Annotated in this window: 25 protein-coding genes and 1 other annotated feature; of the genes, 17 read left to right on the top strand and 8 right to left on the bottom strand. The window is 56.0% G+C overall.

The features are described from left to right. Positions 1-6 precede the first annotated feature (6 nt). Both astE and spy read left to right on the top strand, forming a co-directional pair. A complete protein-coding gene (gene astE / locus DBY66_RS02295; protein WP_039384022.1) occupies positions 7-996 on the top strand; it encodes a succinylglutamate desuccinylase in 990 nt (329 codons plus the stop codon). Positions 997-1,305: 309 nt separating this feature from the next. Further along, positions 1,306-1,797, top strand: a complete 492-nt coding sequence (spy, locus tag DBY66_RS02290) for an ATP-independent periplasmic protein-refolding chaperone Spy (RefSeq protein WP_039384024.1) — start codon at positions 1,306-1,308, stop codon at positions 1,795-1,797. Between the two features lie 81 nt (positions 1,798-1,878). On the opposite strand, the gene cho is transcribed toward spy, so the two are convergent. From cho to DBY66_RS02275, 3 genes are all read right to left on the bottom strand, one after another. Beyond that, entirely contained in the window at positions 1,879-2,739 is an 861-nt protein-coding gene (gene cho / locus DBY66_RS02285; protein WP_108569274.1) for an excinuclease Cho, read from the bottom strand. Between the two features lie 111 nt (positions 2,740-2,850). After that, complete coding sequence (gene nadE, locus DBY66_RS02280) at positions 2,851-3,678, bottom strand: ammonia-dependent NAD(+) synthetase (protein ID WP_039384028.1); 828 nt, start codon at positions 3,676-3,678, stop codon at positions 2,851-2,853. Between the two features lie 117 nt (positions 3,679-3,795). Further along, entirely contained in the window at positions 3,796-4,986 is a 1,191-nt protein-coding gene (locus tag DBY66_RS02275; RefSeq protein WP_039384031.1) for a multidrug effflux MFS transporter, read from the bottom strand. 181 nt (positions 4,987-5,167) lie between these two features. Here DBY66_RS02275 and osmE point away from each other — a divergent pair, with 181 nt between their 5' ends. Next, on the top strand, positions 5,168-5,503 hold the full coding sequence (gene osmE / locus DBY66_RS02270) for an osmotically-inducible lipoprotein OsmE (RefSeq protein WP_039384034.1): 336 nt from the start codon (positions 5,168-5,170) through the stop codon (positions 5,501-5,503). 65 nt (positions 5,504-5,568) lie between these two features. On the opposite strand, the gene DBY66_RS02265 is transcribed toward osmE, so the two are convergent. The 3 genes from DBY66_RS02265 to hxpB form a co-directional block, all read right to left on the bottom strand. After that, on the bottom strand, positions 5,569-6,960 hold the full coding sequence (locus tag DBY66_RS02265; protein WP_071668767.1) for an L-cystine transporter: 1,392 nt from the start codon (positions 6,958-6,960) through the stop codon (positions 5,569-5,571). A 157-nt stretch (positions 6,961-7,117) separates the two neighbouring features. After that, a complete protein-coding gene (locus DBY66_RS02260) occupies positions 7,118-7,705 on the bottom strand; it encodes a metal-dependent hydrolase (protein ID WP_039384043.1) in 588 nt (195 codons plus the stop codon). 140 nt (positions 7,706-7,845) lie between these two features. Next, entirely contained in the window at positions 7,846-8,514 is a 669-nt protein-coding gene (gene hxpB, locus DBY66_RS02255) for a hexitol phosphatase HxpB (RefSeq protein WP_039384047.1), read from the bottom strand. Positions 8,515-8,659: 145 nt separating this feature from the next. Here hxpB and DBY66_RS02250 point away from each other — a divergent pair, with 145 nt between their 5' ends. Next, a complete protein-coding gene (locus DBY66_RS02250) occupies positions 8,660-9,196 on the top strand; it encodes a YniB family protein (protein WP_039384049.1) in 537 nt (178 codons plus the stop codon). Between the two features lie 4 nt (positions 9,197-9,200). Here the strand turns inward: DBY66_RS02250 and DBY66_RS02245 are convergent, their stop codons facing one another. Both DBY66_RS02245 and ghoS read right to left on the bottom strand, forming a co-directional pair. Next, positions 9,201-10,094: a fructosamine kinase family protein gene (locus DBY66_RS02245; RefSeq protein ID WP_094111903.1), complete on the bottom strand. Its 894-nt coding sequence runs from the start codon at positions 10,092-10,094 to the stop codon at positions 9,201-9,203. Between the two features lie 78 nt (positions 10,095-10,172). Then, on the bottom strand, positions 10,173-10,463 hold the full coding sequence (gene ghoS / locus DBY66_RS02240) for a type V toxin-antitoxin system endoribonuclease antitoxin GhoS (RefSeq protein ID WP_039384054.1): 291 nt from the start codon (positions 10,461-10,463) through the stop codon (positions 10,173-10,175). A 316-nt stretch (positions 10,464-10,779) separates the two neighbouring features. On the opposite strand from ghoS, the gene DBY66_RS02235 reads away from it, so the two are divergent. The 13 genes from DBY66_RS02235 to DBY66_RS02180 all read left to right on the top strand — a co-directional run bounded on the left by DBY66_RS02235 (position 10,780) and on the right by DBY66_RS02180 (position 21,976). Beyond that, the gene (locus tag DBY66_RS02235; RefSeq protein WP_108569275.1) at positions 10,780-11,541 is read left to right on the top strand and encodes a DUF481 domain-containing protein; all 762 of its coding nucleotides are present in this window, start codon (positions 10,780-10,782) and stop codon (positions 11,539-11,541) included. A gap of 241 nt (positions 11,542-11,782) precedes the next feature. Further along, complete coding sequence (thrS, locus tag DBY66_RS02230; protein ID WP_039384058.1) at positions 11,783-13,711, top strand: threonine--tRNA ligase; 1,929 nt, start codon at positions 11,783-11,785, stop codon at positions 13,709-13,711. Between the two features lie 4 nt (positions 13,712-13,715). Then, a complete protein-coding gene (infC, locus tag DBY66_RS02225; protein WP_039384061.1) occupies positions 13,716-14,267 on the top strand; it encodes a translation initiation factor IF-3 in 552 nt (183 codons plus the stop codon). A gap of 97 nt (positions 14,268-14,364) precedes the next feature. Then, positions 14,365-14,562 carry a 50S ribosomal protein L35 gene (rpmI, locus tag DBY66_RS02220; protein ID WP_010275699.1) on the top strand — a complete coding sequence of 66 codons (198 nt, stop codon included), beginning with the start codon at positions 14,365-14,367 and terminating at the stop codon, positions 14,560-14,562. Between the two features lie 86 nt (positions 14,563-14,648). Then, a complete protein-coding gene (gene rplT, locus DBY66_RS02215) occupies positions 14,649-15,005 on the top strand; it encodes a 50S ribosomal protein L20 (protein ID WP_039384062.1) in 357 nt (118 codons plus the stop codon). 116 nt (positions 15,006-15,121) lie between these two features. Continuing rightward, positions 15,122-15,247, top strand: a sequence feature (Phe leader region). Then, a complete protein-coding gene (pheM, locus tag DBY66_RS17835) occupies positions 15,127-15,171 on the top strand; it encodes a pheST operon leader peptide PheM (protein WP_139074214.1) in 45 nt (14 codons plus the stop codon). It overlaps the preceding feature by 45 nt. A gap of 70 nt (positions 15,248-15,317) precedes the next feature. Beyond that, positions 15,318-16,301 carry a phenylalanine--tRNA ligase subunit alpha gene (pheS, locus tag DBY66_RS02210; RefSeq protein ID WP_039384066.1) on the top strand — a complete coding sequence of 328 codons (984 nt, stop codon included), beginning with the start codon at positions 15,318-15,320 and terminating at the stop codon, positions 16,299-16,301. Between the two features lie 14 nt (positions 16,302-16,315). After that, positions 16,316-18,703 (top strand): phenylalanine--tRNA ligase subunit beta, encoded by a 2,388-nt coding sequence (pheT, locus tag DBY66_RS02205; RefSeq protein WP_108569276.1) that lies wholly within the window; start codon positions 16,316-16,318, stop codon positions 18,701-18,703. Between the two features lie 4 nt (positions 18,704-18,707). Next, positions 18,708-19,010: an integration host factor subunit alpha gene (gene ihfA / locus DBY66_RS02200; protein ID WP_021506246.1), complete on the top strand. Its 303-nt coding sequence runs from the start codon at positions 18,708-18,710 to the stop codon at positions 19,008-19,010. A gap of 125 nt (positions 19,011-19,135) precedes the next feature. Then, complete coding sequence (gene btuC, locus DBY66_RS02195; protein WP_108569277.1) at positions 19,136-20,119, top strand: vitamin B12 ABC transporter permease BtuC; 984 nt, start codon at positions 19,136-19,138, stop codon at positions 20,117-20,119. 38 nt (positions 20,120-20,157) lie between these two features. Beyond that, entirely contained in the window at positions 20,158-20,703 is a 546-nt protein-coding gene (locus DBY66_RS02190; protein ID WP_108569278.1) for a glutathione peroxidase, read from the top strand. A 1-nt stretch (position 20,704) separates the two neighbouring features. Then, positions 20,705-21,454, top strand: coding sequence for a vitamin B12 ABC transporter ATP-binding protein BtuD (btuD, locus tag DBY66_RS02185; RefSeq protein ID WP_071668769.1), 750 nt, complete (start codon positions 20,705-20,707; stop codon positions 21,452-21,454). 63 nt (positions 21,455-21,517) lie between these two features. Further along, on the top strand, positions 21,518-21,976 hold the full coding sequence (locus tag DBY66_RS02180; RefSeq protein ID WP_039384078.1) for an NlpC/P60 family protein: 459 nt from the start codon (positions 21,518-21,520) through the stop codon (positions 21,974-21,976). Positions 21,977-22,185: the final 209 nt, after the last annotated feature.

Genomic DNA, 22,185 nt, shown 5'->3' with positions numbered 1-22,185 from the left:
GAAAATATGCGCAGTTTTTTACAGCAGACGCTGGCGGGCACGCCGCCTGCCGTCACGCAGGGCGAGACAGCTTATCTGCGCTGGCAGTGGCAGGCGGAAGGGATCCTCTCGCTGACGCCGCTGACGCACTGCGACCGGGCGCTGGTGCTGTCAGCCGGGATCCACGGCAATGAAACCGCGCCGGTGGAGATAGTGGAGCAGCTGCTGGCGCCGCTGCTTAGCGGAGAAAAACCGCTGGCGGTGCGGCTGCTGGTGATACTGGGTAATCCGGCGGCGCTGCGCAGCGGCCGTCGCTATCAGCAGTACGATCTCAACCGGCTGTTTGGTGGCCGCTGGCAGCGGGTCAGTGAAACCAGTGAGGCACAGCGCGCCCTGCAGCTGGAACAGGTGATGGAGCGATTCTGGCGCAGCTGCCACAGGCAGACGTCGCGCTGGCATCTTGATCTGCATACCGCTATTCGTGGCTCTTATTATCCACGCTTTGCCGTTATGCCCGCGAACGCGCGACCGTGGCCGGATACGTTTATGCAGTGGCTGGCCGCAGCTGAGCTGGAGGCGCTGGTTTTTCATCGTGCGCCGGGCGGCACCTTCACCCACTATAGTTGTGAGCATCATCATGCGGCGAGTTCGACGCTGGAACTGGGTAAGGCGCTGCCGTTTGGTGAAAATGATCTCACGCAGTTCAGGGCAGTGCAGCGGGCACTCGCTGCGCTGCTGGAGGGCGAAACGTGGCCGCAGCCGCATACGCAGCCGCGGCGCTATCACGTTTCACAACAAATCACCCGTCAGGGAGAGGGATTTACGCTGCATATGAGCGCGGACACGCTGAATTTCACCGCGTTTCCCCAGGGCACGCTGCTGGCAGAAGAGGGCGACACGCGCTATTACGTACAGCAGGCGCGGGAATATGTACTGTTTCCCAATCCGCAGGTGGCGCCGGGATTACGCGCCGGGCTGATGCTGACGGAAGAGAACGCACAGATGCCGGCGCAATAAACGGCCGCAGCATGGCTGACGCCTGATGGCGTCAGCCATGCTGATAGCGATCGCTTAACATTTTGCTTTCCCGGCGCGGGCAAACTCATTACACTCCTCCTTAATTCCTGCCATTTTCCCGCTATTGTCATACTTTTTTGCATTTTCTCACGTAATTCTTCGCAATCTCTCCACGATCGCACGATATCTATCTTCTATGCTTTCAGGGCTTTACTCAGGTTCTGAGTAGTTGACGTTCAGCGTCGTATGCTTGTTTCCGAAGACGCGACACAGGCTGTCGTCATATAACTGACAAGAAAGGACAATATTATGCGTAAACTGACTTCTGTTTTTCTGGCTACCGCAATGGCACTGGGTGCCGCCAATATCGTCCACGCTGCGGCCGATAACCTGACGCCACCGCCGGCCGGCACTGAAAAGCCGATGCATAAGCCGATGCGTCATCACGGTATGGAGATGTTCAAAGGCATTACTCTGACCGATGCGCAGAAAACACAGATCCGCACCATCATGCAGGATGGTCATAAAGAGATGCAGCGCCCGTCGCCGGAGGCGCGCCGCGCGAACCATGCCATTATTGCCGCCGACAGCTTCGATCGCAGCAAAGCGGAAGCACAGGCTGAGAAAATGACCGCAAACGCCAAAGAGAATGCGGTACGCATGATGGAAACCCAGAACAAAATCTACAATGTGCTCACGCCGGAACAGAAAAAGCAGTACAACGCCAATTTCGAAACGCGCCTGACGGAAAAAGCGCCACACGATGGTAAAATGCCACCACCGCCTGCTGACGGTGAGTAAACACACCGTAACCGATCCGGATTAAGACCGCCGGCGCTGTTCAGGACAGAGTACCGTCCTGAACAGCGTCGGCGGTTTTTTTTATAGCTCTATCAGCGGGAACTCGCCGGAAAGCAGCGGACGGCAGAGAATTTTATAGCCGTCATGATCAAACCCCTGGCGCGCGCGCTGCAGCTGGCGCGCTTCCGCTTCAGTGGCAACAGAACCCAGCCAGAACCAGTGATCGATCACATGGATTTGTGTCATCTCAGCGCCGCGCTCCACCATGCCAACCGGGCCTTCCCACGGCCAGCACACCACGCGAATGCGTTCCAGCCCCTCGCGGAGCCGCTGCTGGTGCGCTTCAACACTCTCTTTTCCGCAGCAGGCGCCGGCACAGCGCTTCAGTGCTGCGCGAAAGCAGCCGCGCCCTGGCCGCAGGCTCTCCAGCCCAAGCAGGCCGTGACAGAGCTGCAGCTCATCGGCCATGCTTTTAAGCTTCTCCAGCGCGGCAAAACGGCTGCGAAACAGCCCGTAGAGATCGGGTGAACGAGAGAAATCGACATCTTTTGCATAGACCACTTCCGGCGCGCCTTCTCCCAGCTGAAGTGAGCAGAGCTGACGATTTTTGCGCAGGCGCTTATTAAATAACGGCTGCTGCGTTTTAATCATCTGCGCTTCCAGCAGCTGCGCGCCAATATCGCCGGCGGTGGGGATCCAGCTTACGCGCCGCGCCTGACGCAGCATGCTCGCTTCATCCGTGGTGCGAAAATGCGCCATCACCCGGCTGCGCAAATTAATGCTTTTGCCGATATAAAGAGGCAGATTTTCACTCTCGCCGTGAAAGGTATAGACGCCGGGCACTTTAGGCAGCCCTTCAAGCCACTGGCGCAGGTGTTCGGGATATTGATAGATTGCCGCCGCGTCAAAGTCGAGGCGATGGCTGGTTGCTCGTCTGACCAAAGAATGCTCCGCTTACTGGTTTTGTATACAGTGTATCAGCGTGCTGCTTTTATCGCCAGTGGCAAGCGAGGCGCGACTCTCTCTCCGCAGAGGGAGAGTCGCAGGGAGGGGCTACTTTTTCCAGTAGTCGTCAAACACAGTCACCGGCATACGGCGCTTATGTTCGGTTTTGGTGTACCAGCCCTCGATAATTTTCGCCGATTCGGCATTGATGGTTTTGCCTTCCAGATAATCATCGATCTGCTGATAGGTTACGCCAAGCGCCACCTCATCCTGCAGGCCGGGACGATCGTCTTCAAGATCGGCCGTGGGATGTTTCATCCAGAGGTGCTCCGGGCAGCCCAGCGCCTTCAGCAGCTGTTTACCCTGGCCTTTGTTAAGGCGAAAGATCGGGTTCACGTCGCTGCCGCCATCGCCATATTTGGTATAAAAACCGGTTACCGCTTCCGCCGCGTGATCGGTGCCCAGCACGATACCTTTGGTCATGCCGGCGATGCTGTACTGCGCCTTCATGCGTTCACGCGCCTTTTCGTTACCGCGGACAAAATCTGACAGCGCGATACCCGCTTCCTGCAGTGCGCGCTCGCTCGCCAGCACCGCCTCTTTGATATTGACCACCAGGGTACGATCGGGCTGAATAAACGCCAGCGCATCCTGACAATCCTGCTCGTCGGCCTGTTTACCATACGGCAGGCGCACGGCAATAAAGGTGTACTCTTTATCGCCGGTCTCATGACGCAGTTCGCTGACCGCCATCTGCGCCAGCTTACCGGTCAGCGTTGAGTCCTGCCCGCCGCTGATGCCCAGCACCAGCGTTTTCAGAAAAGGATGCGCTTTCAGGTACGCTTTCAGGAAATCGACGCTGACGCGGATCTCCTGCTGCGGATCGATAGCGGGTTTAACACCAAGGGCCTGAATAATTTCCTGCTGCAGTGACATGAACCTCTCCTCAAGTCAGAAGCCTGACGGCATGATGCGTAACATCAGCTAAAGCTAACGCCTTGGCCGCAAAACAACAAGCCAAACGGCGACTGGCGCAGACGGTTTGCTGCTGAATCAGGCGCTTTCAGGCCGCTGCGCCAGCAGGGTAAACATCAGGATTGCCAGCATAAAGCAGCCGAAAATGGTGGCGCTCATGCTGATAACCGAGGTCCCGCCCACGCCGCTAACCGGCACGCTGATGGCGCCCAGCGTAAACATGGTGACGCCGATAACCGCAGAAGCACTGCCGGCGCGGTGCCCCTGACTCTGCATCGCCAGCGATGCGGCGGTGGTTGCGATTACACCGTTACTGGCAATAGAGAAAAATAGCGCCACCAGAATAACCGGCAGGGCGGCGTCGCTCAGCGCGGCGGTCAGCAGGGTGGCGGAGGCGACAAATGCCAGCGTCAGCCCGCCCTTAAGCACCCGGTATTCGCCCCAGAGCGGACAGAGCCGTGCGCTGGTTTGTGAGGCGATAATCAGGCCGCACCCGTTGGCAGCAAAGCAGAGGCTGAACGCCTGAGGCGAGAGGCCGTAGATCTGCTGCAGCACAAACGGCGAGGCGCCGATATAGGCAAACATGCCTGACATCATAAAGCCCTGCGTCAGGCAAAAACCCATAAAGGGCCGATGCGTAACGACCTGGCCCAGCGCCGCCCAGGCGGAAAACAGAGAGCCCTGGCTACGGCGTGCAGGCGGCAGCGTCTCATGCAGCTGCCAGCGCGCCAGCAGAATCAGCAGAATGGCGATCGCCGCCAGTACGAGAAAAATGCCGCGCCAGCTCATGATTGTCATCAGTGCGCCGCCCAGTACCGGCGCTCCCACCGGTGCAAGGCCGTTGACCAGCATCAGCAGCGCAAAAAAGCGCGTCAGCTCGTGTCCGCTATACATATCCCGGGCGATAGCGCGCGACAGCACGGCACCGCCAGCGCCAGCCAGCCCCTCAAACAGGCGGGCAATCAGTAGCGAATGGATATCTTTTGCCAGCGCGCAGCCGACAGAGGCAATAAACAGCAGCAGCAGCGACAGCAGCAGGGGCCGGATGCGGCCAAATTTATCGCTCATGGGACCAAATAGCAGCTGTCCCGCCCCGAGGCCCAGCAGGCCGGCAGTCAGACTGAGCTGAGCGGTGGAGGTCTGCGTGTGCAGATCGCGCGCCAGTTCAGGCAGCGCGGGGAGATAGAGGTCGATACAGAGCGGTCCGAGCGCCGCCAGAAGTCCGAGCGTGATGGCGTAAACCAGCCGGTTAGGGTGTGCAGATGTCATGGGGCCTCTGAGCCGGGTAAAAAGTTAACCGCGCGATTATACGGAGCAGGGCGCAGCAGCACAGCTTTTTTACTCCGGATATATTGCGATGAACGCATCTAAAAGCGTCGCCACCAGGTTGATAAATCTGAATTTGTGTTCCAGGCTTATACCGACATGGACAAAGTATGAGGAACAAAAAATGAATAAAGTGCTGGGATGTATCGCTGCCGCTATGACGCTGGCTGCTCTGTCTGGTTGTACCACTTACGATCGCGCGGAAAGTTATGTCACCAAACCGGTGGTAAAAGATGTTAAAAAAGGCATGACGCGTGAACAGGTGCGTCAGATTGCGGGTCCGGCTTCGACCGAAGTGACCATGGCGCACGCGCGTGGCACCTGCCAGACTTACGTTATCGGCGAGCGCGATGGCAAAATGCAGACCTATTTTGTCAGCTACAACGATACCGGTCGCGTGATGAACTACGGCTTCCAGAGCTGCAAAGAGTACGACACCGATCCGCAGGTTGCGCAGTAACTCTTTTTTGCTGAATAAAAAAGGGCCCGTCTGAGACGGGCCCTTTTTCATGCTGAAGTCAGCGCTTAGCGATGCGCCAGTTCGGCGTGCTCATCGCTCTCCAGAATTTTTTTGTCGGTCTGACCCAGCCAGCGGCTGGTCAGCGAACCGGCCGTCATTGAACCGTTCACGTTGAGCGCGGTACGGCCCATATCAATCAGCGGCTCAATGGAAATCAGCAGCGCGACCAGCGTCACCGGCAGCCCCATTGCCGGCAGCACAATCAGCGCAGCAAAGGTAGCACCGCCGCCCACACCGGCTACGCCAGCGGAACTCAGGGTGACGATCCCGACCAGCGTGGCGATCCAGACCGGATCAAACGGGTTAATACCGACAGTAGGAGCAACCATCACGGCCAGCATTGTCGGATAGAGTCCGGCACAGCCGTTCTGACCAATTGTGGCACCGAAGGAGGCGGAAAAGCTGGCAATCGCTTCCGGCACGCCGAGACGGCGCGTCTGCGTTTCCACATTCAGCGGAATGCTGGCCGCGCTGGAGCGGCTGGTGAAAGCGAAAGTGATCACCGGCCATACTTTGCGGAAGAAGCGCAGCGGATTGATGCCGTTGATCGACAGCAGCAGCGCATGCACGCCAAACATAATCGCAAGGCCAAGATAGGAGGCGAGAACAAAGCTGCCCAGCTTAACGATATCGTGCAGGTTAGAGCCGGCGACCACTTTGGTCATCAGAGCCAGTACGCCATATGGCGTCAGCTTCATGATCAGGCGCACCAGTTTCATCACCCAGGACTGCAGCGTATCAATCGCGGCCAGTACGCGTTCACCTTTCACTTTATCATCGCGCAGCAGATGCAGTGCAGCGACGCCGAGGAAAGCAGCAAAGATAACGACACTGATAATGGAGGTCGGGTTCGCGCCTGCCAGATCGGCAAACGGGTTTTTAGGGATGAAAGAGAGCAGCAGCTGCGGCGTGCTGAGATCGGCGACTTTACCCGCATAGTTGCTCTGAATAGCATTCAGACGCGCGGTCTCCTGCGCACCCTGCACCAGCCCTTCAGCGCTGAGGTGGAAGAGGCCGGTCACCATCACGCCGACCAGCGCGGAGATAGCCGTGGTAAACAGCAGTACACCGATGGTCAGCACGCTGATTTTGCCCAGCGAGGAGGCGTTATGCAGACGCGCCACCGCGCTCAGTATTGAGGCGAATACCAGCGGCATAACAATCATCTGCAGCAGCTGTACATAGCCATTACCGACCAGATTAAACCAGCCGATCGAATCCTTAACCACTGCGCTGTTTTCGCCATAAACCGCCTGAAGCGCCAGGCCAAACAGCACGCCCAGCACCAGGCCGGTCAGTACGCGCTTTGACAGGCTCCAGCTCTGGTTGCCAATGCGGTTAAGCAGCACCAGCAGAGCGGCAAAGACCACTATATTGATAATAAGAGGGAAATCCATACTTAACTCCAGAAAGGTGCCGTCCTGCAAAGTGCAGGCGGCATAGCGTAACGTAAATTTCTATCAGAGAATGTCAGGGATGTTAGCAGCACAATTAAGTGCAGGCTTATACCCAAAAAGTATGGGTTATAACTTTTTGCTTAATATGGCGTAATTATTAGCCGTTTAGCGGATTAATTAACCGGTTCACGCTGGATTGCAGCGTATCAAACAGCTGCTGCGGCCAGCCGTTTGCACCAAAAGCAGGCATGCCAGCCGGAAACCAGAGCGCCGCAACCACCAGTCCCAGACAAAGTATCCGCTCCAGCTGATTACCGCTCTGGCTTCTGAGAATAGGCAGACGAAAGCGCCAGCGGCAGGGCCATAGCAGCGGAACGCCAGCTGGCGTCAGCATGTCAGCCACGATATGGCTCAGGTAGCCCAGCGTCAGTCCCTGCAGCACATCCGCCGGCAGAAACCAGTCTGCCGGCACGTTCACTTTAAACAGCCACAGGCTGATAGCCACTGCCAGCAAACTGTGGGTAAAACCGCGATGTCCAAACGCCCGCGCGATGGGCTGAGAGAGCCAGCGAAAACGCTGGCCCAGCGTGGATCGGGGGTGGTCGATATCCGGCAGCAGGCAGGTCAGCAGCGTAGCGGGAACCAGATGCCACCAGTCCGCCGCAGCCAGAACCGGTGTCAGCTCAGCACGCTTGGCAAAAATAGCGCTGGCGATAGCAAAAATTATATGGCCTTCGGCCGTCATGATTAAATCCGGATACAAAACTGTCAATGCATCCAGTATAGGGATTTATCCAGTAAATGAGAACGGTGACGCTGTAACGAAGAGTGAATTATTTTCGCGCTGGCTGACCGCTGTATCAGACTGCGCCATACACTCTGCGGTCAGTTAAACAGATGCTCTGCGCGCAGTTCCGTCAGGCTCGGCAGCCGCACATCTGCCAGCGCCCAGCGGGCATCCGCGTAGTGTGCAGCCGCAGGCACCACAATAGAACGCATGCGCGCCGCTTTACAGGCGATCATGCCGTTGAAGGAGTCTTCCAGCGCCACACAGTTAAGCGGATCGATATCAAGCGCCGCTGCCGCATTCAGATAGACCTGCGGATGAGGTTTGCTCAGCGGCAGCGCTTCAGCGGAGGCGAGGGCGGAAAAGCAGGGCCGCAGCCGGAACATCTCCAGCACCCGCTCCAGCATGGCCAGCGGCGAAGCGGAAGCGAGCGCAATCCGCAGCCCCTGCTGCTGACAGAGCCGCAGCGCCTGATCGACACCGGGCAGCAGCGGCTGCTGCGCTTCGATCAGCGATAGCGTACGATCGATAATACGCGCCGTGACGTCGGCCTGAGTCGCACCCTGCCACGGCTGTGCCTCATACCACATGCGTACGGTCTGATCGATGCGCAGGCCAAGCGTGTCAGGCAGCTCCGCGCGACGACTGACGTCAACACCAAGGCTTGCCAGTACCTCCATCTCAGCCTGATCCCACAGCGGTTCAGAATCAATCAGTAAACCATCCATATCAAAAATAGCGGCGTACACCGGACGACGATAGCGCATGACAATATCCTTCTTAGCGGTTTGCGCCACCTTATCACGCCAGAGTGCGAAAACAAGGACGCGACAGGTAACGCATTTTTCAGGAAAAAATCGCCGACTGCAGGTAGACTTAGGGCAAAATAATTATCTGTATAGGAAAGTCTGCATGACATACCAACAGGCTGGCCAGGTCGCCATCCTTAAGCGCGTGGCTGGCTGGATCATTTTCATTCCGGCACTGCTGTCGACAATTGTTTCCATGCTCGGTTATTTATATCAGCACAGCGTAAAGCAGCCCGGACTGGATGCCGTATTGCTGGATTTTATCCATGTCATGGTGGACATGCTTAAATTCAATACGTCGTTTCTCAATCCGTTCTGGCACAACTCGCCGGTGCCCGATTTTCACGGCGGGGCAAATATCGGTTTCTGGATCGTTTATGCGCTGATTTTCATCGGCATGGCTTTACAGGCATCGGGTGCGCGCATGTGGCGCCAGTCGCGGCATGTTAAAGAAGGCATTGAAGATCAGCTGATTCTGGAGCAGGCAAAGGGCAGCGAAGGCCGCACGCGCGCGCAGCTTGAGGAAAAAATCCGCGTCCCGCACCACACTATTCTGCTGCAGATTTTTCCGCTCTATATCCTGCCAGTAATTATTGCTGTTGCCGGCTACTTTTTACTGACGCTGCTGGGCATGCTTTAAATCATCAGGCCGGTCTGGCCCGATCCTGCGCCAGTTTGTCGTCGCTGAGCAGCTGACTGACGGCAAACTGCGCCTCCTCCTGCCACTGGCCGGAAAAAACGTTCGCGCGGTTCAGCAGGTAATAGAGCTGATATACAGGCTGGCGTTGCGAAAATCCCTCTGCCAGCGGCCACTCTGCGTGATAGCCCTGCATGATCTCACGCGGCAGTTCATGGTAATAACTCAGCATCGCCAGGTCGCATTCGCGGTCACCCCAGTAGCAGGCAGGATCGAAAATCCATGGCCCGCTGCTGCTATCTGCACAGTTGGCAGGCCAGAGATCGCCATGCAGTAGCGAAGGCTGCGGATGATGATGAGCCAGCGCCTGCTGAACGCTGTCAATAATCTGATTCATGTCACCATAGGTCACACCGCGTTCCGCTGCCAGCTGCAGCTGCCAGCCGATACGCTGCTCCGCAAAAAACAGCGACCAGCGCCGCAGCCAGCTATTGGGCTGCAGGGTAGTGGTAATATTATTATCGAAATCGAGTCCGAACTGGCGCTGCTCACTCCATTGATGCAGGCGCGCCAGCTGCTGCCCGAGCTGATAACCCGCTTCCGCGCTGAGCGGCTGCGGCGGAATATACTCCAGCAGAAGAAAACTGGCGTCGCGCGTGCTGCCGACGCCGTAGACGGTCGGCACCCGGACTGTCTGCGTGCGCGCCAGCAGACTGAGCTGATCGGCCTCCCAGCGGAACAGGTCCAGCCGGTCATGGGTGTTGCACTTGACGAAGACATCCAGATCGCCGTAGCGGATACGCCAGGCGGGATGGATATCCCCGCCGGGCAGGGGCTCGCGCTGCGTAATCTCTGCTGGCTGAGTCTGTTCGCTTAACAGGCGGCTGATGGCTGACCACATGGCGGGCTCCTCGTTAATCGCGATATCGCTGCAATTGTAGCGCGCAAAAAATAGGCAAGGCCAGTTTTACCGGCGGCCTCAGACAGGGTTCTGCAAAAATTGCTGCAGCGTTGTAACCTTTGTCTGCGGAGACTGATGCAATGCCACCTCTGCAATACGCGCAGCCTGCTCCGAAACCGCTTCAGGCGTCAGCGTGCTGACAATGCCGAAGCTGTTGGTTCCCAGTTCATGCGGATGTCCTTCAGCATCGTGCAGGGTGGTGCTATATCCGCTATTGACCATAGCGCTGGTCAGCGATTGAAGATCGCTTAGCCCCGACTCCTGATAGTGGAAAGTGACAACGTAACTCATAACGTCCAGCGTGCTCATTTTCTCACCTCACTGTAACCAAACAGATTTCAGCGTAGTCCACCCCACAGCTGAGAGCGAATTTTGTTCAGTTGCAGCGTAAGGCTGTGTCAGCAGCGGCAAAATTCCTGATAATTGCGGGCTGTTATTTCTCTGAACGGCACCTATAATGCGCGCCGTTAGTGAACGCGTCTGCAACGTATCATGCTGGTTGATGCAGGGAACGGCCTGATGCCGCCTCATAATTTTTTACAAAACTTACAGTAAATTGCATTGATTGCCGGTAAAAACGCTGCAGACTCACCTGTTTTTAAATTGCCGCACGGATCACCCTTTAATGAAAGTTCTTAATAAGCTGTCCGCTATTTTTCTGCTCTCTGCCGGAGCATTTTGTCACCAGGCTTTGGCTGATAACGCTGTCTTCACCTCAATGGATGATCCTTCAACGGCCAAACAGCCGTTTGAAGGCAGCGCATCAGCCGGTTACCTGGCGCAAACCGGTAACACCACCAGCTCTTCGCTGACGGCTTCAACCAGCATGACCTGGTATCAGACCTCAACGGCTTACAGCCTGTGGGGCAACGCGGCGAACACCTCATCCAACGATGAGCGTTCATCTGAAACCTACAATATCGGTGGCCGCAGCCGCTACAACATGAACAGCGCTGATTATCTGTTTGGTCAGGCCAGCTGGCTGAGCGATCGTCTGAATGGTTACGATTCCCGCGACGTCCTGACGGCCGGTTATGGTCGCCAGATCCTCAACGGTCCGGTGCACTCTCTGCGCGCGGAATTTGGTCCGGGCGTACGTTACGACGACTTTCACGACGGCGGGCATGAGACCAAAGCGCTGGGCTATGGCGCAGTCAGCTATCAGTGGCAGCTGACGGATACCACGAAATTCATTCAGGGTGTATCCGTGCTGAGCAGCTTCGGCGAAGATACTACGGTGAACTCAGAAACGGCCCTGCAGGTCGCCATCAATGAGCACTTTGCGCTGAAGATGGGCTACAACGTGACCTGGAACAACAATCCGCCGGAGTCCGCGCCCGATCGTACCGATACCAAAACCACGATTCAGCTCTCCTACGCAATGTAACTGCCATACCAGAAAACCGCCGTCCGGCTCAGGCTGCACGGCGGTTTTTTTTCGTGTTTGCTTAGACTTAGCCCGCAGGGCGGGTTTTGCTGCAGGGTGAAAGCTGTTATCATATTTGCCGCTTTATGCGCCTGGCGTCATTCCGACAATGTGGGTCTGACATCGCGCCGGGTACACACACCAAACACAGTGTTGCATGTAGGCTTTCGTGTGGCTTACCACTGCAATTTAAGGATATAAAATGCCAGTAATTACTCTTCCTGACGGCAGCCAGCGCGTTTTTGACCACCCGGTCAGCGTAATGGATATTGCGCTGGATATTGGTCCCGGCCTGGCGAAAGCCTGTATCGCCGGTCGCGTAAACGGTGAGCTGGTAGATGCGGTTGATCCCATCACCGACGACGCTCAGGTAGCAATCATCACAGCAAAAGATGAAGCGGGTCTGGAAATTATCCGTCACTCCTGCGCGCACCTGCTGGGCCATGCTATTAAACAGCTGTGGCCTGATACCAAGATGGCGATTGGCCCGGTCATCGATAACGGCTTCTATTATGATGTCGATCTCGACCACACGCTGACGCAGGAAGATCTGGAACAGCTGGAAAAGCGTATGCACCAGCTGGCTGAAACCAATTACAACGTGGTAAAGAAAAAAGTCAGCTGGCAGGAAGCGCGCGACGTCTTTGCTGCGCGTGGCGAAAGCTATAAAACCACAATCCTTGATGAGAATATCAGTCACGACGATCGTCCTGGCCTCTATCATCATGAAGAGTATGTGGATATGTGCCGCGGTCCGCATGTGCCGAACATGCGCTTCTGCCACCATTTTAAGCTGCAGAAAATTGCGGGCGCTTACTGGCGCGGCAACAGCGATAACAAAATGCTGCAGCGTATTTACGGCACGGCCTGGGCAGACAAGAAGCAGCTGTCAGCCTATCTGCAGCGCCTGGAAGAAGCAGCAAAACGCGATCATCGCAAAATTGGTAAACAGCTCGATCTCTACCATATGCAGGAAGAGGCGCCGGGCATGGTGTTCTGGCACAATGACGGCTGGACGATTTTCCGCGAGCTGGAAGTTTTTGTCCGTACCAAACTGAAAGAGTATGATTACCAGGAAGTAAAAGGTCCGTTTATGATGGACCGCGTGCTGTGGGAAAAAACCGGCCACTGGGAAAACTACAAAGAGGCGATGTTTACCACCTCTTCAGAAAACCGCGAATATTGCATTAAACCGATGAACTGCCCGGGTCACGTGCAGATCTTCAATCAGGGTCTGAAGTCCTATCGCGATCTGCCGCTGCGTATGGCAGAGTTCGGTAGCTGCCACCGTAACGAGCCATCGGGTGCGCTCCATGGCCTGATGCGCGTACGCGGCTTTACGCAGGATGATGCTCACGTATTCTGTACTGAAGATCAGGTGCGCGACGAAGTAAACAGCTGTATTCGTATGGTGTACGACATGTACAGCACGTTCGGTTTTGAAAAAATCGTCGTGAAGTTGTCTACCCGTCCGGAAAAACGCATCGGTACCGATGAGATGTGGGATCGCGCAGAGGTTGACCTGGCCGAAGCATTGAAAGAGAATGATATCCCCTTTGAGTATCAGCCGGGTGAAGGGGCATTCTACGGCCCGAAAATCGAGTTCACCCTGTATGATTGTCTCGATCGTGCCTGGCAGTGTGGCACGGTTCAGCTAGACTTTTCTCTGCCAAAACGTCTTGATGCCACCTATGTGGGTGAAAACAACGACCGTCAGACACCGGTGATGATTCACCGTGCGATTCTGGGCTCTATGGAGCGCTTTATCGGTATTCTGACTGAAGAGTTCGCTGGTTTCTTCCCGAGCTGGCTGGCACCGGTACAGGCTGTAGTGATGAATATCACTGACAGTCAGGCAGAATATGTCAGTGAACTGACAAAGAAACTGCAAAATGCTGGCATTCGTGTCAAAGCAGACTTGAGAAACGAGAAGATAGGCTTTAAAATCCGCGAGCACACATTGCGTCGCGTCCCTTATATGCTGGTTTGCGGTGAGAAAGAGGTGGAAGCAGGCAAAGTTGCCGTGCGCACCCGCCGTGGTAAAGACCTCGGGAGCATGGACGTAGATGTGTTTGTTGAGAAGCTGCAACAAGAGATTCGCAGCCGACATCTTCACCAATTAGAGGAATAAGGTTATTAAAGGCGGAAAACGAGTACAACCGACGCGTCCAAACCGTATTAACGGCGAAATCCGAGCCACCGAAGTGCGCCTCACTGGCGTTGACGGCGAGCAACTTGGCATTGTCTCTCTACGCGAAGCGATTGAGAAAGCTGAAGAAGCTGGCGTAGATTTAGTTGAAATCAGCCCGAACGCCGAACCGCCGGTATGCCGTATTATGGATTACGGCAAGTTCCTTTATGAAAAGAGTAAGTCTTCTAAGGAACAGAAGAAGAAGCAGAAAGTTATCCAGGTTAAGGAAATTAAATTCCGTCCTGGTACCGATGATGGCGACTATCAGGTAAAACTCCGCAGCCTGATGCGCTTTCTGGAAGAGGGCGATAAAGCCAAAATCACGCTGCGTTTCCGCGGTCGTGAGATGGCGCACCAGCAGATCGGTATGGAAGTGCTTAACCGCGTCCGTAAAGATCTGTGTGAAGATATCGATTTGGCAGTGGTCGAGTCCTTCCCTTCGAAGATCGAAGGCCGCCAGATGATTATGGTGCTCGCACCTAAGAAGAAACAGTAGGCTTTCAAGTAATGATGCCGCGCAGCGTTCGCGCTGTGCGGGATTATTCGCCTGTCTGGTTCATTTTTTTAACAATGCGAAGTGGATATTTGTAAAAATGCCAAAGATTAAAACTGTACGTGGCGCGGCTAAGCGCTTCAAGAAGACCGCCTCTGGCGGCTTCAAGCGTAAGCACGCAAACCTGCGTCATATTCTGACCAAAAAGTCTACTAAGCGTAAACGTCACCTGCGTCCAAAAGGCCTGGTGTCTAAAGGCGATCTGGGTCTGGTTATTGCCTGCCTGCCGTACGCATAAGTAAATTTTTTTTAATTCGCCCGTCGCGCTGTAAGGCTTATCGCCAGCAGAGCACCGGCAAAACAGAATATGATTAAGGAGAGCTCATGGCTCGCGTAAAACGTGGTGTAATTGCTCGCGCACGTCACAAAAAAATCTTAAAACAAGCTAAAGGCTACTACGGTGCACGTTCACGTGTTTACCGCGTTGCTTTCCAGGCTGTTATCAAAGCTGGTCAGTATGCTTACCGCGACCGTCGTCAGCGTAAGCGTCAGTTCCGTCAGCTGTGGATCGCGCGTATCAACGCAGCGGCGCGTCAGAACGGTATGTCTTACAGCCGTTTCATCAATGGCCTGAAAAAAGCGTCCATTGAGATTGACCGTAAAATCCTGGCTGACATCGCTGTATTCGACAAAGCAGCCTTCGCTGCTCTGGTAGAAAAAGCGAAATCAGCTCTGGCGTAAGTCAGGTAAAAAAGGGAGCTTGCTCCCTTTTTTATTACCTGCAACTCACGCAAAAGATTGACATTTTCGCCGCCGGGCATTTCAATAGGGCGGTTTTTAATTTTCTCAAGGTAATGCAAGCATGCACGCTGCTCTTTTCCGTTTCTTTTTTTACTTTAGCGCCTGAACATCAGGGGCTTGTGCGCATAAGAAAAGAAACGAAAAATCGCGCTGAAAGCCTCCCTCGTGGAGGCTTTTTTGTTTCTGGCGAGACTTAATCGGATCCCGGATCCCAACAAGAACTGACCAGCCCGGCTGGAAGAAGAGGAAATCATGTCCCAACTCGCAGACCTGGTGGCCCGTGCCACGGCCGCCATCGACGAGGCGTCGGATATCGCCGCTCTGGACGCTGTACGCGTCGAATTTCTGGGTAAAAAAGGGCACCTTACCCTGCAGATGACCACCCTGCGTGAACTGCCGGCTGAAGAGCGCCCGGCGGCAGGTGCGGTGATTAACGAAGCAAAACAGCAGGTACAGGATCATCTTAACGCCCGTAAAAATACGCTGGAGAGTGCGGCGCTGAATGCGCGCCTGGCGGCAGAAACGATTGATGTCTCACTGCCCGGACGCCGCAGCGAAAACGGCGGTCTGCATCCGGTAACGCGCACCATTGACCGCATCGAAAACTTTTTCGGCGAGCTGGGTTTTGCCGTGGTGACCGGACCGGAAATTGAAGATGACTATCATAACTTCGACGCGCTGAATATTCCGGGTCACCATCCGGCCCGCGCCGATCATGACACCTTCTGGTTTGATGCCACGCGCCTGCTGCGTACGCAGACCTCAGGCGTGCAGATCCGCACCATGAAAAATCAGCAGCCGCCGATCCGTATTATCGCGCCGGGCCGCGTTTACCGTAATGATTACGATCAGACCCACACGCCGATGTTCCACCAGATGGAAGGCCTGATTGTCGATAAAGACATCAGCTTTACCAACCTGAAAGGAACGCTGCACGATTTCCTGAATAACTTCTTTGAAGAGAATCTGCAGATCCGCTTCCGCCCGAGCTACTTCCCCTTTACTGAACCTTCAGCGGAAGTGGATGTAATGGGCAAAAATGGCAAATGGCTGGAAGTACTGGGCTGCGGCATGGTGCATCCGAATGTACTGCGTAACGTCGGCATCGATCCGGAAATTTACTCCGGCTTCGCCTTTGGTATGGGCATGGAACGTCTGACCATGCTGCGCTATGGCGTCACCGATCTGCGTGCTTTCTTCGAAAATGATTTACGTTTCCTCAAACAATTTAAATAAGGGCAGGTTATCCAATGAAATTCAGTGAACTCTGGTTACGCGAATGGGTAAATCCAGCCCTGGACAGCGCTGCGCTGTCTGAACAGATCACCATGGCAGGCCTTGAGGTTGATGGTGTTGATCCCGTTGCCGGCGCGTTTCATGGCGTAGTCGTGGGTGAAGTGGTGGAGTGCGGCCAGCACCCGAACGCGGATAAACTGCGCGTAACCAAAATCAATGTCGGCGGCGATCGTCTGCTGGATATCGTCTGCGGCGCGCCTAACTGCCGCCAGGGACTGAAAGTGGCAGTGGCTACCGTGGGTGCCGTACTGCCAGGTGATTTCAAAATCAAAGCGGCCAAACTGCGCGGCGAGCCTTCTGAAGGCATGCTCTGCTCCTTCTCAGAGCTGGGTATTTCCGACGATCACAACGGTATTATCGAACTGCCAGCCGATGCGCCAGTAGGATGCGACATTCGCGACTACCTGAAGCTGGATGACAATACTATCGAGATCAGCGTGACGCCAAACCGTGCGGACTGTCTGAGCATCGCCGGCGTGGCGCGTGATGTGGCCGTGGTTAACGGACTGCCGCTGACGGCGCCTGCAGCAGAACCGGTTGCGGCGACCATTACCGATACATTCCCAATCCGCATCGACGCTACCGACGCCTGTCCGCGCTACCTGGGACGCGTAATTAAAGGTATCAATGTCAAAGCTGAAACGCCGCTCTGGATGCGTGAGAAACTGCGCCGCTGCGGCATTCGCTCAATTGACCCGGTGGTCGATGTCACTAACTATGTGCTGCTTGAGCTGGGTCAGCCGATGCACGCCTTCGATCTCGACCGCATCAGCGGCGGCATTGTGGTGCGTATGGCGCAGGAGAATGAGACGCTGACCCTGCTGGATGGCACCGAAGCAAAATTGCAAAATGACACGCTGGTTATTGCCGATCACCAGCAGGCGCTGGCGATGGGCGGTATTTTTGGCGGTGAGCACTCAGGCGTAAATGAAGCGACACGTAACGTGCTGTTTGAGTGCGCCTACTTTGATCCGCTGGCCATTACCGGCCGCGCACGCCGCCACGGACTGCATACTGATGCGTCACATCGCTATGAGCGTGGTGTCGATCCGGCACTGCAGCATACAGCGATTGAACGTGCGACCCGCCTGCTGCTGGATATCTGCGGTGGTGAAGCCGGTCCGGTTATCGATCAGACTGATGCCTGTAAACTGCCGCCGCGCGCCACGATTACGCTGCGCCGTACAAAACTCGATCGCCTGATTGGCCACGTTATCGCCGACGAACAGGTGACAGATATCCTGACCCGTCTCGGCTGCGAGGTCACGCAGGGCGAAGGCGAGTGGAAAGCGGTGGCACCGAGCTGGCGTTTTGATATGGCGATTGAGGAAGATCTGGTTGAAGAGGTTGCCCGCGTTTACGGCTACAACAACATCCCTGATGTGCCGGTAAAAGCCAGCCTGATTATGACGCAGCATCGTGAAGCCAGCCTGTCGCTGAAGCGGGCGAAAACGCTGCTGACAGACAAAGGCTATCAGGAAGCGATCACCTACAGCTTTGTCGATCCTAAAGTGCAGCAGCTGCTGCATCCGGGGGAAGAGGCGCTTATCCTGCCAAGCCCTATCTCCAGCGATATGTCAGCAATGCGCCTGTCACTCTGGACCGGTCTGCTCAGCGCAGTGGTTTACAACCAGAATCGCCAGCAGGGGCGTGTGCGCCTGTTCGAGAGCGGTCTGCGCTTTGTGCCTGATACGCAGGCCGATCTCGGCATTCGCCAGGATCTTATGCTGGCGGGCGTAATCAGCGGTCATCGTGACGAAGAGCACTGGGATCTGGCGCGTCAGCCGGTTGACTTCTATGATTTGAAAGGCGATTTAGAGTCGCTGCTGGAATTAACCGGCAAATCTGAAGCGATTTCATTCCGCGCGGCTGCCAATCCGACGCTGCATCCCGGACAAACAGCGGCTATCTGGCTGGACAATGAACAAATCGGATTTATCGGGGTGGTTCACCCGGAGCTGGAACGCAAGCTGGATCTCAACGGTCGTACCTTAGTGTTTGAACTGCTTTGGAATAAGGTTGCAGACCGCGTCCTGCCTGACGCGCGTGAGATTTCACGCTTCCCGGCTAACCGCCGTGATATCGCTGTTGTGGTGGCAGAAAGCGTCCCTGCAGCAGATATCATCGCAGAGTGTAAGAAAGTTGGCGTAAATCAGGTAGTTGGCGTAAACTTGTTTGACGTGTACCGTGGTAAAGGCGTGAACGAAGGCGAAAAGAGCCTTGCGATTAGCCTGATTTTGCAGGATACCAGCCGGACACTCGAAGAAGAGGAGATTGCTGCGACCGTTGCCAGATGTGTAGCAGCATTAAAAGAGCGATTCCAGGCAACCTTGAGGGATTGAACCTATGGCGCTTACAAAAGCTGAAATGTCAGAATATCTGTTTGAAAAACTCGGGTTGAGCAAACGCGACGCCAAAGAGTTGGTCGAGCTTTTTTTCGAAGAAGTTCGCCGCGCGCTGGAAAATGGAGAACAGGTTAAGCTGTCCGGATTTGGTAACTTTGATCTGCGCGACAAAAACCAGCGTCCGGGCCGTAACCCGAAAACGGGAGAGGATATTCCTATCACCGCGCGCCGTGTGGTGACCTTCCGTCCGGGGCAAAAGCTGAAAAGCCGCGTTGAAAACGCGTCACCGAAGGATGCTGACTGATTTCAGTATGATAAAAAGGCCGCTCAGCGGCCTTTTTTATTACTGTGCCAGCCTGCAGGGGATGGCTTTCTTTTTGCCATAATCCCTCTACAATCGTGACATTCTCCTGCTTAACTGCCTCGCTTATGACTCTGCTCGATCAGCTTGCCCGTCAGACCGGTCGCCGTAGCCGGCGTACACTGCTGCTGCTCGCCGCGCTGCTGTTGCTGCTCAGCCTGCTCAGCCTGTGTGCCGGCGAGCGCTGGCTGCTGCCTGCCGAATGGTTTACCCCGCAGGGCGAGCTGTTTGTCTGGCAGATCCGTCTGCCGCGTACGCTGGCCGTTATTGCGACAGGCGCCGCGCTGGCGCTCTGCGGTACCGTTATGCAGGCGCTGTTTACAAATCCGCTGGCTGAGCCGGGACTGCTCGGCGTCTCTAACGGTGCCGGCGTGGGAGTAGTACTGGGCGTGCTGCTCGGCAGCGGCTCCCTGTGGAGCCTGGCGCTGGCGGCGATGGCTGGCGCCCTGGCAATTACGCTGATCCTGCTGCATTTTGCCCATCGTCAGCTCGCCAGCAGTCGCTTACTGCTTACCGGTGTGGCGCTGGGTATTATCTGCAGCGCTGTGATGACGTGGGCAGTCTACTTCAGTACCACGCTCGACCTGCGTCAGCTGATGTACTGGATGATGGGAGGCTTTGGCGGCGTTGACTGGCGCTATGGCTGGCTGATACTCAGCCTGATGCCGGTAATCGCCGCGCTGCTGTGCAGTGCGCGCACGCTGAATCTGCTGGCGCTGGGCGAGACGTCTGCGCGGCAGCTCGGCTTACCGCTGCAGCTGTGGCGTAACCTGCTGGTGCTGGCCATGGGCTGGCTGACAGGCGTCAGCGTGGCGCTGGCGGGGGCGATCGGCTTTGTCGGGCTGGTTGTCCCGCATCTTCTGCGGCTGAGCGGCATCAGCGATCATCGCTATCTGCTGCCTGCAGCAGCACTGGCGGGTGCGGCAGTGCTGCTGGCGGCGGATATTCTTGCGCGGCTGCTGCTGACCTCTGCTGAGCTGCCGTTAGGCGTGGTGACCGCGACGCTGGGCGCACCGCTGTTTATTCTGCTTTTAGTAAAATCTTCACGCTAGCTGCGGCTGGCGTTATCTGACGGACACAGGAGAACACCATGACGTTGTATCAGATCCCGCTGAAAACCCTTGATGGTACCGCCACTACGCTGGAGGCCTGGCGTGACCGCGTACTGCTGGTAGTGAACGTCGCCTCCCGCTGCGGACTGACGCCGCAGTATGAGCAGCTTGAGTCACTCCATAAAGCGTTTCAGGCGCGGGGCTTTAGCGTGCTGGGCTTTCCCTGCAACCAGTTCCTGGAGCAGGAGCCGGGCACTAACGAAGAGATCCGGACGTTTTGCAGCACCACGTATGGCGTGACGTTTCCTCTGTTTGATAAGACGGACGTTAACGGCGTGCAGCGCCATCCGCTCTATCGCACGCTGGTCAGCGCCCAGCCGGAAGCTGAACGTCCGGAGGAGAGCGGTTTTCTTGAGCGTATGATAGCGAAAGGCCGGGCGCCGGCAGAACCCGGCGATATCCTGTGGAACTTCGAGAAGTTCCTGGTCGATAAACAGGGTAACATTATCGCCCGTTTTTCACCCGATATGGCTCCGGATGCGCCGCAGGTGCTTAAGCGTATTGAGCAGGCGCTGACCGCCTGACATGCTGCTGGCGTGTCACGGTCTGAGCTGCCCCGGCCGGCTGGCGCCGCTGGATCTCGCTCTCGCGCGCGGGGAGTGGGTACATCTGGTGGGCGCTAACGGCGCCGGAAAGAGCACCCTGCTGGAGGCGCTCAGCGGTCTTGCGACTCCGCGCGGAGAGCTGCTGCTTAACGGCACCGCTGTTGCTGCGCTGTCAGGAGAGGCGCTGGCTCAGCAGCGTGGCTGGCTGCCTCAGCAGCAGCCTGCGCCCGGCGCGATGCCGGTCTGGCACTACCTGCAGATGCATCTGCCGCGTGGTGCTGGCACAGAGCTGAATAACGTGCTGGCGCGTTTGCTGTCGCAGCTGAGTCTGCATCACAAGCTGGAGAGCGCTCTGACGCAGCTCTCCGGAGGGGAGTGGCAGCGGGTGCGCCTGCTGGCGGTGATACTGCAAATCCATCCTGACATCAATCCGCAGGGCAGCCTGCTGCTGCTCGATGAGCCGATGAGCGCGCTGGATGTGGCGCAGCAGCAGGGCGTCACCCGGCTTCTGCAGCAGCTTTGCGCCGCCGGCATCGGCGTGATCACCAGCAGTCACGACCTGAATCATACGCTGCGCTACGCGGATCGCGTCTGGTTGCTGCATCAGGGAGAGCTGAAATATCAGGGCAGGGCGCATGAGGTGCTGACGGCCGCCCGGCTTGCGCCGCTGTTTCAGACAGAGGTGACAGAGGTGGATACACCGCAGGGGCGTCTGCTGCTGCTCTCCTGACTTGCACACCGCGCGCGTTTACGGCTACAGTGTCTGCCGGATCGGGCTGACAGGGAACAGGCTATGCGGTTACTTATTCTGCTATTCGTGCTGATGGTCACAGGGTGCAGTCATCATGCGCCTCCGCCTGATTCCCGTCTCTCAGATCCTGCCGCAGTGCAGACCCGGCTCAACTATCAGCTCAGCCGCTGGCAGGGCACGCCGTACCGCTATGGTGGCCTCAGTCCGCGTGGGGTTGACTGCTCCGGCTTTGTCCTGCTGACGTTCCGCGATCGCTTTGACATCGCGCTGCCACGCTCCACACGCGCTCAGACAAAAATCGGCAACCGTATCGATCCACGTGATTTGCTGCCTGGCGATCTGCTGTTTTTCAAAACCGGCAGCGGCGAAAACGGGCTGCATGTCGGTATCTATGCCAGCAACAACACCTTTATACACGCCTCTACCAGCAAAGGCGTTATTCGCTCTTCGCTCAATAATGTTTACTGGCAGAGGGTCTTCTGGCAGGCGCGCAGAATATGACAAGTTGCATTCTGGATGAATGAAATAGCGCGGCGAAAAGAGAGCTTAATTCGCATAATGGGTTCTTTTTTTGCTGAAATAAAGCTCTCATTAAAATTGGTACTTTACCACTTGACAAATTACTACTAAAAATAGAGCTAAAGATTTTATCATTGTGGATATTAACACGGCGTATTTGGCTTAAGTATAATTTAATGATTAATAGCTTG

The organism is Pantoea sp. RIT413 (assembly GCF_003057675.2).
Lineage (GTDB): Bacteria > Pseudomonadota > Gammaproteobacteria > Enterobacterales > Enterobacteriaceae > Pantoea > Pantoea eucrina.
This window is presented reverse-complemented; position numbering and strand designations above follow the sequence as displayed.